This window comes from Streptomyces sp. NPDC020884 (assembly GCF_044333935.1).
Classification (GTDB): Bacteria; Actinomycetota; Actinomycetes; order Streptomycetales; family Streptomycetaceae; genus Streptomyces.
Genome location: NZ_JBIRRY010000005.1, coordinates 424,267 through 439,167, shown reverse-complemented (window position 1 = coordinate 439,167; position 14,901 = coordinate 424,267). Strand labels below are relative to the sequence as shown.

General features: G+C 72.7%; 11 protein-coding genes and 1 pseudogene. 5 read left to right on the top strand and 7 right to left on the bottom strand.

The features are described 5' to 3' along the window. Positions 1-73 precede the first annotated feature (73 nt). The 4 genes and pseudogenes from ACH4UK_RS18860 (at position 74) to ACH4UK_RS18845 (ending at position 6,204) form a co-directional block, all read left to right on the top strand. On the top strand, positions 74-1,162 hold the full coding sequence (locus ACH4UK_RS18860; RefSeq protein WP_398357586.1) for an LLM class flavin-dependent oxidoreductase: 1,089 nt from the start codon (positions 74-76) through the stop codon (positions 1,160-1,162). Between the two features lie 5 nt (positions 1,163-1,167). Beyond that, a pseudogene (locus tag ACH4UK_RS18855) lies at positions 1,168-1,813 on the top strand (FMN reductase). Positions 1,814-1,913: 100 nt separating this feature from the next. Next, positions 1,914-2,336, top strand: a complete 423-nt coding sequence (locus tag ACH4UK_RS18850; RefSeq protein WP_398357584.1) for a universal stress protein — start codon at positions 1,914-1,916, stop codon at positions 2,334-2,336. A 76-nt stretch (positions 2,337-2,412) separates the two neighbouring features. Next, positions 2,413-6,204 carry an ATP-binding protein gene (locus ACH4UK_RS18845; RefSeq protein WP_398357582.1) on the top strand — a complete coding sequence of 1,264 codons (3,792 nt, stop codon included), beginning with the start codon at positions 2,413-2,415 and terminating at the stop codon, positions 6,202-6,204. A 289-nt stretch (positions 6,205-6,493) separates the two neighbouring features. Here ACH4UK_RS18845 and ACH4UK_RS18840 read toward each other — a convergent pair whose 3' ends face one another. The 5 genes from ACH4UK_RS18840 to ACH4UK_RS18820 all read right to left on the bottom strand — a co-directional run bounded on the left by ACH4UK_RS18840 (position 6,494) and on the right by ACH4UK_RS18820 (position 10,865). Continuing rightward, on the bottom strand, positions 6,494-7,738 hold the full coding sequence (locus tag ACH4UK_RS18840) for a MerR family DNA-binding transcriptional regulator (protein ID WP_398357580.1): 1,245 nt from the start codon (positions 7,736-7,738) through the stop codon (positions 6,494-6,496). A 109-nt stretch (positions 7,739-7,847) separates the two neighbouring features. Beyond that, positions 7,848-8,705, bottom strand: coding sequence for an ABC transporter permease (locus ACH4UK_RS18835; RefSeq protein WP_398357578.1), 858 nt, complete (start codon positions 8,703-8,705; stop codon positions 7,848-7,850). Then, positions 8,702-9,673 (bottom strand): ATP-binding cassette domain-containing protein, encoded by a 972-nt coding sequence (locus ACH4UK_RS18830; protein WP_398357576.1) that lies wholly within the window; start codon positions 9,671-9,673, stop codon positions 8,702-8,704. Before ACH4UK_RS18830 ends, ACH4UK_RS18835 begins: the two co-directional genes overlap by 4 nt. Before the next feature lie 58 nt (positions 9,674-9,731). Then, on the bottom strand, positions 9,732-10,301 hold the full coding sequence (locus tag ACH4UK_RS18825) for an NADPH-dependent FMN reductase (protein ID WP_398357575.1): 570 nt from the start codon (positions 10,299-10,301) through the stop codon (positions 9,732-9,734). Between the two features lie 156 nt (positions 10,302-10,457). Beyond that, positions 10,458-10,865 (bottom strand): hypothetical protein, encoded by a 408-nt coding sequence (locus ACH4UK_RS18820; RefSeq protein WP_398357573.1) that lies wholly within the window; start codon positions 10,863-10,865, stop codon positions 10,458-10,460. Between the two features lie 129 nt (positions 10,866-10,994). Here ACH4UK_RS18820 and ACH4UK_RS18815 point away from each other — a divergent pair, with 129 nt between their 5' ends. Continuing rightward, entirely contained in the window at positions 10,995-11,888 is an 894-nt protein-coding gene (locus ACH4UK_RS18815; protein ID WP_398357571.1) for a hypothetical protein, read from the top strand. Positions 11,889-12,094: 206 nt separating this feature from the next. Here ACH4UK_RS18815 and ACH4UK_RS18810 read toward each other — a convergent pair whose 3' ends face one another. Further along, complete coding sequence (locus ACH4UK_RS18810; protein WP_398357569.1) at positions 12,095-12,496, bottom strand: RNA-binding S4 domain-containing protein; 402 nt, start codon at positions 12,494-12,496, stop codon at positions 12,095-12,097. Positions 12,497-12,561: 65 nt separating this feature from the next. Continuing rightward, positions 12,562-14,631: a PhoX family protein gene (locus ACH4UK_RS18805; RefSeq protein WP_398357568.1), complete on the bottom strand. Its 2,070-nt coding sequence runs from the start codon at positions 14,629-14,631 to the stop codon at positions 12,562-12,564. Positions 14,632-14,901 lie beyond the last annotated feature (270 nt).

Below are 14,901 nucleotides of genomic sequence, written 5' to 3'. Positions count from 1 at the left end.
GGTGTAGTTCAACGTTCAACCAAATCGGTCGAGGTCTCCGGACCCCCGGCCGGGACTCAGGAAGGCGGACGCCATGCAGTTCGGGATCTTCACCGTCGGGGACGTCACGACCGACCCGACCACCGGCCGGACCCCCACCGAGAACGAGCGGATCAAGGCGACCCTGGCCATCGCGCAGAAGGTCGAGGAAGTCGGCCTGGACGTCTTCGCGACCGGCGAGCACCACAACCCGCCGTTCGTCCCGTCCTCCCCGACGACCACGCTCGGCTACATCGCCGCCCGCACCGAGAACCTGATCCTGTCCACGTCCACCACGCTGATCACCACCAACGACCCGGTGAAGATCGCCGAGGACTACGCCACCCTCCAGCACCTCGCGGACGGCCGCGTCGACCTGATGATGGGCCGGGGCAACACCGGACCGGTCTACCCCTGGTTCGGCAAGGACATCCGCCAGGGCATCCCGATGGCCATCGAGAACTACGCCCTGCTGCACAAGCTGTGGCGCGAGGACGTCGTGGACTGGGAGGGCAGGTTCCGTACGCCGCTCCAGTCGTTCACCGCCACCCCGCGCCCGCTGGACGGCGTCCCGCCGTTCGTCTGGCACGGCTCCATCCGCTCCCCGGAGATCGCCGAGCAGGCCGCGTACTACGGCGACGGCTTCTTCCACAACAACATCTTCTGGCCCATGGAGCACACCAGGAAGATGGTCGACCTCTACCGGCGGCGCTACGCCCACTACGGGCACGGCACCGCCGAGCAGGCCATCGTCGGGCTCGGCGGCCAGGTGTTCATGCGCAAGAACTCGCAGGACGCCGTCCGGGAGTTCCGTCCGTACTTCGACAACGCCCCGGTCTACGGCCACGGCCCGTCCCTGGAGGACTTCACCCGCGAGACCCCGCTGACGGTCGGCTCCCCGCAGGAGGTCATCGAGCGGACGCTGACGTTCCGGGACGAGGTCGGCGACTACCAGCGTCAGCTGTTCCTGATGGACCACGCGGGGCTCCCGCTGAAGACAGTCCTGGAGCAGCTCGACATCCTCGGCGAGGAGGTCGTGCCGGTGCTGCGCAAGGAGTTCGCCAACCTGCGGCCGGCCGGAGTGCCGGAGTCCGCGCCCGTCCACCCGGCGGTCGCCGCCCGCACCGCTGCGAAGGAGGCCTGACCCCGATGTTCGCCACCACACCCCTGCGCATCGTCGCCGTCTCGGCCGGGCTCAGCCAGCCGTCCTCCACCCGGCTGCTGGCCGACCGGCTGGCCTCGGCCGCCCGCGAGCGCCTCGCGGCCGAGCAGGACCGGAACGTCGAGGTCCAGGTCATCGAGGTCCGCGACCTCGCCGTGGACATCGCCCACCACCTGCTCAGCCGCACTGCGGGAAGCCATCGACGCGGTGACGGAGGCCGACGGTCTGATCGCCGTGACGCCGGTCTTCACCGCCTCGTACAGCGGACTGTTCAAGTCGTTCTTCGACCTGATCGACAACACCGCGCTGACCGGCAAGCCCGTCGTGATCGCCGCGACGGGCGGCACGGCCCGGCACTCGCTGGTCCTGGAGCACGCGCTGCGCCCGCTCTTCGCCTACCTGCGGGCCGTCACCGTGCCCACCTCCGTCTACGCGGCGTCGGAGGACTGGGGCTCCTCGGGCGACGAGTACACCGAGGGCCTGCCGTCCCGGATCCGGCGCGCGGGCGGCGAACTGGCCTCCGCCGTCCTGGGCCGTGCGGTCTCCGGGGCCTCGCGGGCACCGGGCCTGGACGACGGGGAGGACGCGGTCGTCCCCTTCGAGCAGCAGCTCGCGGATCTGCGGCTGGACTGAGACGGCGGGGGCGGGGCGGGCCGCCAGAGCGGGGCGGGCCGAAACGGTTTTAACTGGTGAAAGCCGGACCGAACCGGGCTGAACCGAGTGGGAGGCAGATATGGGCAGGATCGTTGTGGGCGTCGACGGCTCCGACTCCTCGATCAAGGCACTGCACTGGGCCGTACGTCAGGCCGAGCTGACCGGCGCCACGGTGGAGGCCGTGAACAGCTGGGAGTACCCCGCCACGAGCTGGGCGTCGATGATGCCGGGCATGCCGGAGGACTTCGACCCGCAGGCCCTGGCCACCGTCTCCCTCACCGAGGCGCTGGAGGAGGCCCTCGGCGCCGCGGGGGCCGCCGCGGTCAGCAAGATCGTGGTCATCGGCAATCCGGCCCAGGCCCTGCTGGACCGGGCCCGGGGCGCCGACCTGCTCGTCGTGGGGGCCCGCGGCCACACCGGCTTCAAGGCCACCCTGCTCGGCTCGGTCAGCCTCCACGTCACCCAGCACGCGCCGTGCCCGGTGACGGTGGTCCGCGACTGAGTGACGGAAGTCCGCGGCGGACGGCCCCGCGAGTAAACGAGGGGCCGTTGTCAGTGGGGGCTCCTATCGTGTGGTCATGACCCCTGCTCTCTTCGGGCGCGACCACCCCGCCGGCATCCTCCGCTCGGAGATCGCGCGGGCCACGGACAGCCACGGCGGTCTCGTGCTGGTCACCGGCGAGGCCGGGATCGGCAAGAGCACCCTCGTCACCGACGCCGCGCACGAGGCGCGGCGGCGCGGGGCGCTGGTGGTCGGCGGCTCCTGCTGGGACTCCGACAACACCCCCGGTTACTGGCCCTGGGTGCAGGTCCTGCGCGGTCTGCGCCGGTCCGCCACGGCGGCGGAATGGGCGGCGGCCCAGGAGGCCTCGGACGGCCGGCTCGCGGTGCTCCTCGGCGACCCGGTCAGGGTCGCCATGGGCGGTGCGGACGGTCCGGGACCCAGCACGCTCCCGGCCCCGGGGGCGGCCCCGAGCAACGCCGGTGGCACGGGCGCCGACGGGGCGCAGGGCGGCGAGCTCGGCACGGAAGCGGGGACTGGCCCGCCGGGCGGCGGTCCGCCGGAGGGAGCCGAGGCCTTCGGGCTCTTCGACGCGGTGACCACGGCCCTCGTCACGGTTTCCCAGAGCCGGCCGCTGGTGGTCGTCCTCGACGATCTGCACAGCTCGGACCCGGCCTCGCTGCGCCTGCTCGAGTTCGCCGCCCAGCACGCCTGGTTCGAACGGCTGCTGCTGATCGGCACCTACCGGGACGTCGAGGTGGAGGCCCCCGGACACCCGCTCCAGCAGCTGATCCTGCCGCTGGTCTCGCGCGCCGCCACGACCCTCACCCTGACCGGTCTCGGCCGGGACGAGGTGGGGGCGCTGATGACGGTGACGACGGGCCGCGAGCCCACACCCGCGCTGGTCGACGAGGTCCACCGGCGCACCGGCGGCAACCCCTTCTTCGTCGAGCAGACCGCCCGGCTCTGGCACAGCGGAAGCCCGGTCTCCACCATTCCGCCCGGCGTGCGGGAAGCGGTCCGGCAGCGGCTCGCCCTGCTGCCCGAGCCGGTCGTCTCCCTGCTGACCAGCGCCGCCGTGCTCGGCCGGGAGTTCCGCCGGCAGGTCCTGGCCGTCGTGCACGGCGCGCCGGTCCCCCACGTGGACCGGCTGCTGGAGTCGGCCGTCGCCGCCCGTGTCGTCGTCCCCCGCCCGTCCGGGCAGTACGCGTTCGCCCACGACCTGCTGCGCGAGACGCTGTACGCCTCGCTGGACGACACCGAGGCCCGCGACCGCCATGCCGGCGCCGTACGGGCCCTGGACGCACACGGCGGCCTCGGCGACGCGGTGCGGCCCGGCGCCCTCGCCCGGCACGCCCACCTCGCCGGCGGGGAGCTGGAGCGCGACCGCCGGATCGACCTGCTGCTGGCAGCCGCCCGGGACGCATCGGGACGCCTGGCCGACGAGGAGGCCCTCGGCCACTACCGGCGCGCCCTCACGGTGGCCTCCGGCGCATCGGGGGAGCCGGAGGAATCAGAGAGACCGGGGGAGCCGCGGGAGCCCTCCGGAAGGCCGTCGGGGGAGCCAGGGGAAGCCCCGGCGGGCAGGGAAGCCCTTGCGGACCGGACGGGCTCGGCGGGCAGGGGAGGCGGGGCGGACCGGGCGGGCGCGGCGGACGAGGGCCCCGACCACCGGCGTACCGCGCTGATCTCCCTCGACCTGGCCGGACAGCTCCGGCACGTCGGGGAGGAGGCCGAGGCAGAGCGCCACCTGGACCGCGCGGTCGCCCTCGCCCGGGAGACGGACGAACCGGAGCTGCTGGCCCGGGTGGCGATCACCCTCTACCGCGAAGGGGCCCTGGGCGGCCGCGAGGCCTCCACGGGAGGTCTCCTCGCCGAGGCGCACCACAGGATCACCGGCAAGGAGGGTCAGGAAGGCCTCTCCGACGACCGGCTCGCCCAGGAGCTGGCCATCCACATCATGGCGCTGGCCCGGAGCGGCTCGGACGACGAGGCGCTCGCCTTCTCCCTCTGGGCGCGCCACGACTCCGTGTGGGGCCTGGGCTCGGCGGTGGAGCGGCTCGGACTGACCGACGAGATGACCGTCGTCGGCCGCCGCACCCAGCACCAGGACATGGAGCTGCACGCGACGTCCATGCGCTGGGTGGCGCTGCTGGAGCTGGGCGACCCGGCCTTCCTCGACCAGTTCCGTACGTTCGTCCGGCTCGCCGAGCGGACCGAGCTGCCCCGGTTCGCGCTGGGGATCGCCGTCGACTCCAGCCTGATCGCCTCCCTGCAGGGCCGCTTCGCCGAGGCGTCCGCCGCCCTCGACGACGACTCGCTCGACCCCGAGAGCAACGACCACGTGGCGTTCGGCTTCATGGGGCGTCACCTGTCCTGGGCGCTGCACCTGCTCCAGGGGCACTTCGCCGAGGCCGAGGAGGTCCTCGCCGAGCTTCCGGGCAGCGGGTATCCCTATCCCGGGCTGCTGGAGGCGATCACGGCGGTGGAGCAGGGTGACGCGACACCCGCCCTGCGTCTGATCGCCGAACAGGCGGACCGCGCCGCCCCCTACCCGCGGGCGTTCATGCCGCTGTGGCTCAGGCTCCTCGCCCAGGCGGCCGCGGTGACGGGCGACCCGCGTCTCATCGCCCGCGCGGAGGACGAACTGACCCCCTACACGGGCCAGTGGGTCGTCTCGCTGTACGGGTGCGACATCGGCGGCCCCGTCGACCTCTGGCTCGGGATGCTCGCCGCCGCCCGCGACGACCAGGACGCGGCGGTGGCCGCCCTCACCGAGGCCGCCGCCTCATCGGACCGCCTCGGCGCCCGCCCCTGGGCCGTACGGTCCCGGCTCTGCCTGGCCCGCTCCCTGCTCGCCCGCGCTGGTGCGGGTGATGCCCACACCGGTGCCGGGGGTGCTCGTGCCGGTGCCGATGCCAGTGACGTCGGGCAGGCTCGTCGACTGCTCGGCGAAGTGGCCCGGGAAGCGGGCGAGTTGGCCCTGGACCACGTGAGGTCCGAGGCCGCCGCCCTCCGCACTGCCCCACCCGCAACCACCGGCACCGCGATCGACACCCTCACCCCTCACCGGCCCGCCACCACCACCGAACCCACCACCTCCGGTCCCGCCACCACCGGACCCGCCGACTCATCGGCCCCGGACGCGGACCCGGCTGCGGCTGCGGCTGCTGCGGCTGCGGCTGCGGCTGCGGCTGCGGCTGCGGCTGCGGACCCGGGCACGGGCACGGGCGGGACGTCGACTGGGGCCTCGGCCGGAACATCGCCCGGGACGTCGGCAGGGGCGTCGACCGGGACGTCGGCCGGGACCCGGGCCGTGGCGCCCGCCGAGTTCCGGCGGAGCGGGCCGGTCTGGCAGCTGCGCTGGGACGGGGTGACCGTGCACGTCCCGGACGCCAAGGGCCTGCGGGACCTGCACAGCCTGCTGGGGCTGCCCGGCGCCGACATCCCGGCCGTCCAGCTCCTCGCGCCCGAGGGCGGGGACCTCGTCGTCGCCGCCGGGCAGCTCGGCGGCGATCCGGTGCTCGACGAGGAGGCCAAGCGCCGCTACAAGGACCACCTGGACCGGCTGGACGCCGAGATAGACCGAGCCGCGGCCCGGGACGACTCCCGGCAGGTCGAGAAGTACGACCGGGAGCGGCAGGCCCTCCTCGACGAACTGCGCACCGCGGCCGGGCTCGGCGGCCGGACCCGCCGGCTGGGCGACCAGACCGAGCGGGCCCGTAAGACGGTCACCGCCCGGATCCGCGACACCCTGCGCAAGCTGGACACCCTGCACCCCACGCTGGCGGCCCATCTCAAGGCCTCCGTGACGACCGGGACCACCTGCGCCTACCGGCCCGAGCACTCCCCCGACTGGCGGCTCTGACCCCCACCACCCCGGCCGGCCGACCCACCCCGGCCTCCCGAAACGCCCCGGAGGACACCAGTCCGGCCCGCGCCCCCGCGCGCACTGGTCCGGCCGCGTCTCCCCGGGCCCCGGTCCAACCCGCGCCTCCCCACGCCCCGGTCCGGCCCGCCCCCCTGCCCCGGTCCGGCCGCATCTCCCCGCGCACTGGTCCGGCCCGCGCCCCCCGCGCCCGGTCCTGCCAGCGGCCCCCCCGCGCCCCGGTCCGGCCCGAGCCCTCAGCCGCCCCCGGGCCCGCCGTCCGGCGCAGCTACGCCTCGGCGACGACGACGTCGGCGACGACACACGCCACGTTGTCGGGTCCCCCCGCCTCATGGGCCAGACCGACCAGCCGGCGAACGGCCTCCTCCGGGTCGTCCGCCGTGATGGCCGCCGCCCTCAGATCCGCCTCGTCCACCACCGCCGACAGGCCGTCCGAGCAGAGCAGATAGCGGTCCCCGGCCAGCACCTCCTGCAAGCGAACGTCGGGGCGGCAGGCCACGGCCACCGGGGCGGACCGTGCCTCTCCGACCAGGGCCTTGAGCAGCAGGGCGCGCTGCGGGTGGGAAGCGGCCTCCTCCCGGCTCAGCGAACCGTCGTCGATCATCGACTGGACCAGGCTGTGGTCGTGCGTGATCCGGAACAGCTCGCCGCCCCGCAGCAGATAGGCCCGCGAGTCCCCGATGTGCACGAGCCCGAGCCGCGATCCGGTCCACAGCATCGCGGTGAGCGTGGTCCCCGAACCGTCCGGGGCGGCCCGCGGCGCGACCGCGTCCCGGACCGCCCGCGCAGCGGAATCCGCCGTGTCCTCCAGGGCGTTCAGCAGATCCGCGGCGGACAGCGCACCGTCCCGGGCACCCCGCGCGGAAGGCTTGAGCGCCTCGATCGCCGCAGCACTCGCCTCGGCCCCGCTCTCCCCGAAACCATCGGCGACCGCCAGCAACCGGGGCCCCGCGAACGCCGCGTCCTGGTTCGCCGTGCGCACCGCCCCGGTATCGGTCAGCGCGGCGCACCGGATCGCGAGCGCCCCCGCCCCCGGACCCCCCGGCCTTCCGGGCCCTCCGGACCCCCCCGGACCCGAACTCCGCGGCCCGTCCACGCTCCCCGCGCCGCCCGCGTTCTCCGGTATCTGCGACATGGCCCTGCCCTCCGCTGACAGATGGTCGACGAGGTACATCGCCAGATCGCGCCGGGCCGCCGTCTCGGCCTCCACCCGCGCCCAGTAGGCCCGGATCTCCACCGCCGCGGCGCCCACGTCGAGCGCCACGACCCGGCCGATCCGGCTCAAGGGCATGCCGATCCTGCGCAGCCACGCCACAAGCCGGGCCCCCTCCGCCTGCGCCGGGTCGTAGTACCGGTAGCCGTTCACCGGGTCGACCAGGGCGGGCCGGAGCAGGCCCAGTTCGTCGTAGCGCCGGAGCGCCTTGGCGGAGAGCCGGGACAACCGGGCGAACTCCCCGATCGTCACCAGCTCCCCGCTCACGGCGCCCGGCGGCCGGCTGCCTTCGCGTTCCACCCCGTACCTCCTCGTACCGGGCGCCTTCCGCCCGGCCCCACCGATGCTGGGGCTTCCCCTGCGGGGAAGGTCAAGGATGCACGGGGCGGGCGCGCAAGTCCGCCGTCGGTCACTTCCGGTTGTAGAGCCGCATCGTCACCGCGCCGAAGACCACCATGAGCACCCCGGTCCAGCCCAGCGTCCAGGCGATGTCGGCGGTCGGCCAGTTGCCCGCCATCAACTCACGCACCGCCGTGGCGAGGTGGGTGACCGGACTGTTGTTCACGAAGGCCTGGAGCCAGCCCGGCATCGTCTTCGGGTCGACGAAGACGTTGCTGAGGAAGGTCAGCGGGAAGATCACCATCATGCTGACGCCCATCACCGACTTCTCGGAGCGCAGGAGCAGACCGAACATGGTCCAGATCCAGGAGAACGCGAACGAGAACAGGATCAGCAGAGCGACGCCCGCCAGCACTCCGAGCACACCGCCGTCCGGCCGGAACCCGATGATCATGCCGATGGAGAGCATGACCGCCGAAGCCAGCAGATAGCGCAGGACGTCGCCGAGCAGATAACCGACCATCGGCGCGGGCCGCCAGATCGGCAGCGTGCGGAACCGGTCGAAGACGCCCTTGGCGATGTCCGTGTTCACTGCGACACCCGTGTACATCGTGATCATCACGACGCTCATCACCATGATGCCGGGCAGCAGGAACTGGATGTACTCCTCCGTGGAGCCGGCCAGCGCCCCTCCGAAGAGGTACGTGTACATCAGGACCAGCATGATCGGGAAAGCCGTCACATCGAAGAGCTGCTCCGGCACATGCTTGATCTTCAGCATGGCGCGCCAGCCGAAGGTCAACGATGCCGACAGGGCGCTCGGCCTCGGCGGGCGCTCGTGGCCCACCAGGAGCGCCGAGAGGCGTTCCTTGTCCGGCGCGACGAGCGCGACGTCCTCCAGGTCCGTCTTGGCGGTCGCGGTGCTCATGCCGCCACTCCCTTCTTGTCCGTGAGTGCGAGGAAGACCTCGTCGAGGCTGGGCTGTCCCAGCGAGAAGTTGTCGACCGTGATGCCGCACCGGGCCAGCTCGGCCAGGGCACGCCCGGCCTGCTCCGCGGCGCCCTGCTCGGTGCTCTGCCCGTCGACCCGGGCGGTCAGCGCCACCGGGTCCGCGTCGAGCTGCACCGGCACGTCCAGGGCGAGGGCCAGCACTTTCTGGGCCTCGTCCCGCTGGTCGGCGTCGCGCAGCCGCAGATGGACGGTGCCGGAACCGACGGAGGCCTTGAGCTCGCCCTTGGTGCCCTCGGCGATGACCTTGCCGTGGTCGATCACCGCGATACGGGAGGCCAGCTGGTCGGCCTCGTCCAGATACTGGGTGGTCAGCAGGACCGTCGTGCCGTGGGCGACGACCGCCCGCACGATGTCCCACACCTGGTTGCGGCTGCGGGGGTCGAGTCCGGTGGTCGGCTCGTCCAGGAACAGCACGTCCGGGGTGTTCAGGATGGACGCGGCGATATCGATGCGCCGCCGCATGCCGCCCGAGTAGTTCTTCACCTGCTTGCCCGCCGCCTCGCTCAGGCCGAACCCTTCGAGCAGCTGGGCCGCCCGGTCGCGGGCCGCCGGCTTGGAGTGTCCGAGCAGCCGGCCGAGCAGAACGAGGTTCTCCGCGCCGGTCAGGTCCTCGTCCACCGAGGCGTACTGCCCGGTCAGGCTGACCCGGCTGCGGACCGCGTCGGCGTCCTTCACGACGTCCTTGCCGAACACCCGGGCCGTGCCGCCGTCGGGGCGCAGCAGGGTCGCGAGCATGCGGACGGCGGTGGTCTTGCCGGCGCCGTTGGGTCCGAGGACGCCGTAGACGGTGCCGGTGGGGACAGCGAGGTCGATGCCGTCCACCGCACGGTTGTCGCCGAAGACCTTCACCAGCCCCGTGGTCTCGATGGCCAGTTCAGTGCTCATGATCCATTCCTTGTGGGTCGTCGGTGGGAGTCTGCGATCTGCGCCGGGCGCCGGGAGCTCATGAGACGTAGGGGCGGACGGCGCGCGCCTCGCGCAGGGCCCAGCCCCACCAGCCGAGCTGGTCGAGCATCAGGCCCACGGACCGGTCCCGGCCGTTCTCCCCGGGGTGCCCCTCCAGCGGCTGCTGAAGGAAGTCGAGCGCGACCCCGTTCCTCAGGGTCACCGTGTGCAGCTCGGTGAAGACCGAGCGCAGCTGCTCCACGGCGTACAGCCCGGCGGAACCGTGTCCGTAGCTCACGAAGGCGACCGGTTTGGTCTGCCACTCGTCATAGGCGAAGTCGATGGCCTGTTTCAGGGAGGCGGGGAACGAGCGGTTGTACTCCGGGGTGACCACGACGAAGGCCTCGGCCCTGGCGATCTCCTCGGTGAACTCCGTCATCTGCTCCGTCGCCCGCCCCGGGTAATGCACGGGGAAGTCGAAATCGGCGAGGTCCAGCACGGCGAGGTCCAGCTCGCTCCGGTCCTGGGCCCGCTCGATGAACCAGCGGCCGACGGCATCACCGATGCGGCCCTCGCGGGTGCTGCCGATGATCACCGCGACCCGCAGCGGAACGCTGTCCGTCGTCATCACTCGCTCCTCCTCCCGCTTCCTGTCCCGCCTCCCGGACTTCCTGTCCGGGCCGGCCCGTTCCGCTCCCTCACCTCTTGGGCGCCAGACGGAGAGGCGCGGCCGCCAGATTGAATCTGGCGGCCGCGCGCACGGTTCGACCGAAGCCCGGAAGCCTCAGGTCTCCCGCGTGTAGAAGAGATAGAACGTGACGACGAGGACGCCCGCGCCGACCACCAGACCCAGAACGGCCGACCGCAGCACACTGGTGTCGGTGAGGCTCACCAGGAAGCCGATCGCACACGCGGTCAGCGCGCCGTACGCGGCGGCCCGCAGCTCGCGCGGCAGCGAGCGCTGGATCCGGCCCAGCGCGAAGCAGAGGGCGGCCAGAGCGACCCCGGAGACGAGTCCGAGCAGGACCTGACCGGCGGTGCCGGCGCCGCCGTCGCGGCGGATGAACGCCGCGTAGAACCCGTAGATCACGCCGAGCACCAGAGGCAGTGCCCAGGCGAGCGGGGTGCGGTGGCGGGTCCGCGCGTGCGCGCGGGTGCCCCCTCGGCCGGGCATGGCTGCGTGTGTGGCCATCGCGGACAGCTCCTTCCGTCGCCCCCGTCGCGCCCCCGTTCCTCCAGAGCACACCCGACCGCGCCGCCCGGCAACTCGAATGGCGTACGGCCTGGAGCGGCCCGGCTCCCTACGGGATTCCCTGGAGGAGTGCGGACCTCTCCCTCGGCGATCTCGGCGACCTCGGCGGCCTTCTCGGCGGTCCTGCTCGTCCTGCTCGCTGTCCTCGTGCCGTTGAGCGCACTCTCCGCCTGGGTCGACCTGGAGATCGACGACACCGACCGGTACGTCGCCGCCGTCTCCCCGCTCGCCTCGGACCCGGCGGTGCAGACCACCGTCGCGGACCTGGTGACCGAGGAGGCGATGCGGCAGATCGACCTCGGTCCGCTCCAGGACACGGTCCGGGAGTTCCTGCACGAGACCGTGCGGTCCTTCACCGCCACCGAGGCCTTCCAGCGGGCCTGGGACACCGCGAACCGGGCCGCCCACAAGGCGGTGACAGCCGCCCTGGACGGCGACAGCGGACAGGCCGTGACGATCGACCTGGCCCCGGTGATCGACCAGGTCAAACAGGACCTGGTCCGCGACGGAGTGCCGTTCGCCGACCAGATCCCGATCGATCGGACGGAGATCACCGTGCTCGGCCCCGGTCAGGCCGACGAGCTCAGGAGCTCGTTCCGGTGGCTGCGCTACTGCAGCATCTGGCCGGCCGTCGCCACCCTGGTGTTCCTCGTCCTGGTGGTGGGGATCGCGACCGTACGGCGGGGGGTGCGGGCCGGGCTGTGGGTCACCGCGACCGTGGGCGCCGGGTCGGTGCTCGGCGCGATCGTGCTCCGGGTGCTGGTCGCGATCGGCCGGAACCGGGTGCTGGACGAGGTGCCCGGCAGCGACCGGGACGCGGCCGCCGCGGTGGTCGACGCTCTGACCGCCTCGCTGCGGACCACGGTGTGGGTGGTGCTGGCGGTCGGCGCGGTCCTGCTCGTGGGGGCGGTGGCGGCCCGGGTACTCCTGCGGAGCAAGAGGTCTCCGGCCGGCGTGCGATGAGGCGGCGCCCGGTGGGAGCGGGCCCGTGACCGCCACCGAGCGACCCGAAGAGAGGCGTCATGGCCGACCGCGACATGCGTGGGGCTTCTCGCTCGCTGTTTCACGTGAAACAGCGAGCGAGAAGCCCCACGCCGAGGAGCCTCACGCCCGGAGACCCCCTGCCGGGCAGCCCCACGCCCGAGCCGTGCCGGGGACGCGCCGGGGCCTCAGCGCTCCGGCGGGTGCGCCTGAAGGCGTTCCATCTCCCGGCGGTCGCGCTTGGTCGGACGCCCCGCGCCCCGGTCCCGTACGGGAACCTGGACCGCGACGTCGCGGGGCGGCGGGGGCGGACTGTTGTCGACGAAACACTCCGCGGCCACCGGCGGGCCGACCCGCTTCTTCACGATCTTCGAGATGACGACCACCCGGTCCCGCCCCGCGTGCCGGAGCCGCACCTCGTCGCCGACGCGTACGGCCTGTGCGGGCTTGGCCCGCTCGCCGCCGACCTTCACATGTCCTGCTCGGCAGGCGGCGGCCGCCTGGGCACGGGTCTTCGTCAGCCGGACCGACCAGATCCACACGTCGACCCGGACGCTTCCTTCCGCCTGCGGTGCGTCACCGGAAACCATGCCGTCGACTCTAATGCGGACCGGGCGGCCGGCGGGAGGCAATAAGGCCTCCCGCCGGCCGGACCTCACACGCCGATGTCGCGCCCGTCCTTGCGCCAGACGGCGACGACGGAGGGGCGGACGATCTTCCCCGGCCCGTCGGGCCAGACGCTCGCGGGCTTCTCCACGGAGGCTCCGTCGATCTCGCCCGGGTGCTGGACCGCGACCAGGACGCGGCGGTCCTGGATGACCGGGCCGCAGGTCTCGGCCCCGGCCGGGACGGTGAGGAACTGCTTCAGTTCGCCGCGCCGGTCACCCTGGGTCGCCACGCCGAACAGTCCGTCGTGCGAGCCGAGTTGGTTGCCGTCCGTGGAGATCCACAGGTTGCCGTGGGCGTCGAAGGCCACGTTGTCCGGGCAGGAGATGGGGCTGACGTTCTCCTTGGGGAAGCCGGAGAAGTACGTGGACGGGTCCTCCGGGTCGCCCGCCACGAGGAACAGCCGCCAGGCGAAGCCGTCGCCCGCCGGGTCGTCCCAGTTCTCCGCGAGCTCCAGGATCTGCCCGTGCTTGTTGCCGTTGCGCGGGTTCGCCTCGTCCGCGCCGGGCTTGCCCTCCTTGCCACGGTCCGAGTTGTTGGTGAGCGCCACGTACACCCGGCCGGTGCGCGGCGAGGGCTCGACGTCCTCGGGGCGGTCCATCTTGGTCGCGCCGACCTTGTCACCGGCGAGCCGCGTGTAGACGTACACCTCTTCCGCCGTCATGCCCGGCACGTGCGAGGTGGTGCCGGTGGCCAGCGGGATCCAGACGCCGCTGCCGTCGAACTCCCCGTCCACGGGAAGCTTCCCGGTGCCGTCGATCTCGGTGACCGGCGAGTCGCCGCTCAGCTTGGCGACGTACAGGGTGCCCTCGTCCAGCAGCGTCAGGTTGTGCTCGCGGGCGGCCCGCGAGTTGCCCTTCTTCATTCGCTTGCTGGAGACGAACTTGTAGAGGTAGTCGAACTTCTCGTCGTCGCCCATGTAGACGACCGGGCGGCCGTCGGAGGTCAGCCGGGGCTGTGCCGCCTCGTGCTTGAAGCGGCCCAGCGCGGTCCGCTTGCGCGGGGTGGAGTCCGGGTCGTACGGGTCGAGTTCGACGACCCAGCCGAAGCGGTTGGCCTCGTTGGGCTCCTTCGCCAGGTCGAACCGACGGTCGAACCGCTCCCACTTGCGCTCGGTGGCGCTCGTGCCGATCCCGTACCGCTTGTGCATGTCGGTGTTGCCGTTGGCGAAGTACTGGTTGAAGTTCTCCTCGCCGTGCAGCGTGGTGCCCCACGGCGTGGTGCCGCCCGCGCAGTTGTTGAGGGTGCCGAGGACCTTGCGGCCGGTGCGGTCGGCGGACGTGCGCAGCAGGGCGCTCCCCGCGGCCGGACCGGTCACACGGAACTCGCTCGTCGCGGTCAGACGGCGGTTCAGCGGGTGCCGGTTGACCGGTCCCAGCTTGCCGGTGCGGTGCTCCTCCTGGACGACGACCACGGAGAGTCCGTGCGCCGCCCAGGCGATCTCCACCTGCTCACGGGTCGGGTTGGCCGGATCGTAACCGCGGAACATGAGGATCTCGTCCGTGTACTCATGGTTCGCGACCAGGACCTGCCGGCCGCGCTCGCCGCGCAGCGGGAGCAGGGAGAGGAAGTCGTTGTTGTAGCCGAACTGGCCGGCCTGTGCCTTCGCCGTCTGCCGGTCCGGGTGGAAGGCGGGCGCGCCGCGCAGGATCGGCTCACCCCAGCGGATCACCACGTTCTGGGCGTACCCGTCGGGGATGGTGACCTTGTCGTCCTTGTTGGGCGCGACCGGCGAGAACCGCAGGCCACGCGCCCCGGACGGGGCCGGTTTGTGGGGCGGCCCCGGTTGGTGCCCGTGCCCGGCGAGCGCGGCGGCCTCGGCCCGCGGGGCGCTCGGGCCGGTCAGCGCGGCGGTCCCGGCGGCGGTGGCGACGGTGACCACGGCGGCCGCGCGCATCATCGAGCGGCGCGACACGGCACCGGCGATGATGTCGCCGGCGTACTCGTTGTCGCTGTTGTTGGGAGTCTCCTTGAAGCAGGCGTCCCCACAGCGGAAGCGGCAGGTCAGCGCGGAACGCCCACCCGGATGCGAGCTGATGAACGGCAGCAGATTGCGCACGTGGATTCCCTCCGTCTGGTGTCGTGCGTGACGGTATGTGTGGCTCCACGCGGTCCGAGGGACTCCCGGTGAACGGCGGGTGAAGTCCGGGCCACCGCTGTTCTCTTGGGGTCCGGCGGTGGACACGGCCGCGGACTCGGTCCGGGAACGGTTTCGGCTCGGTTGACACAGGGGTGGGCCGCATCAGCGAACGGCCGGATCCGGCCGCTAACCTTACGTATCCGTCCTGGCCAGGGATGAATTCGCCCAGGTCGGACATTCACCGCACCC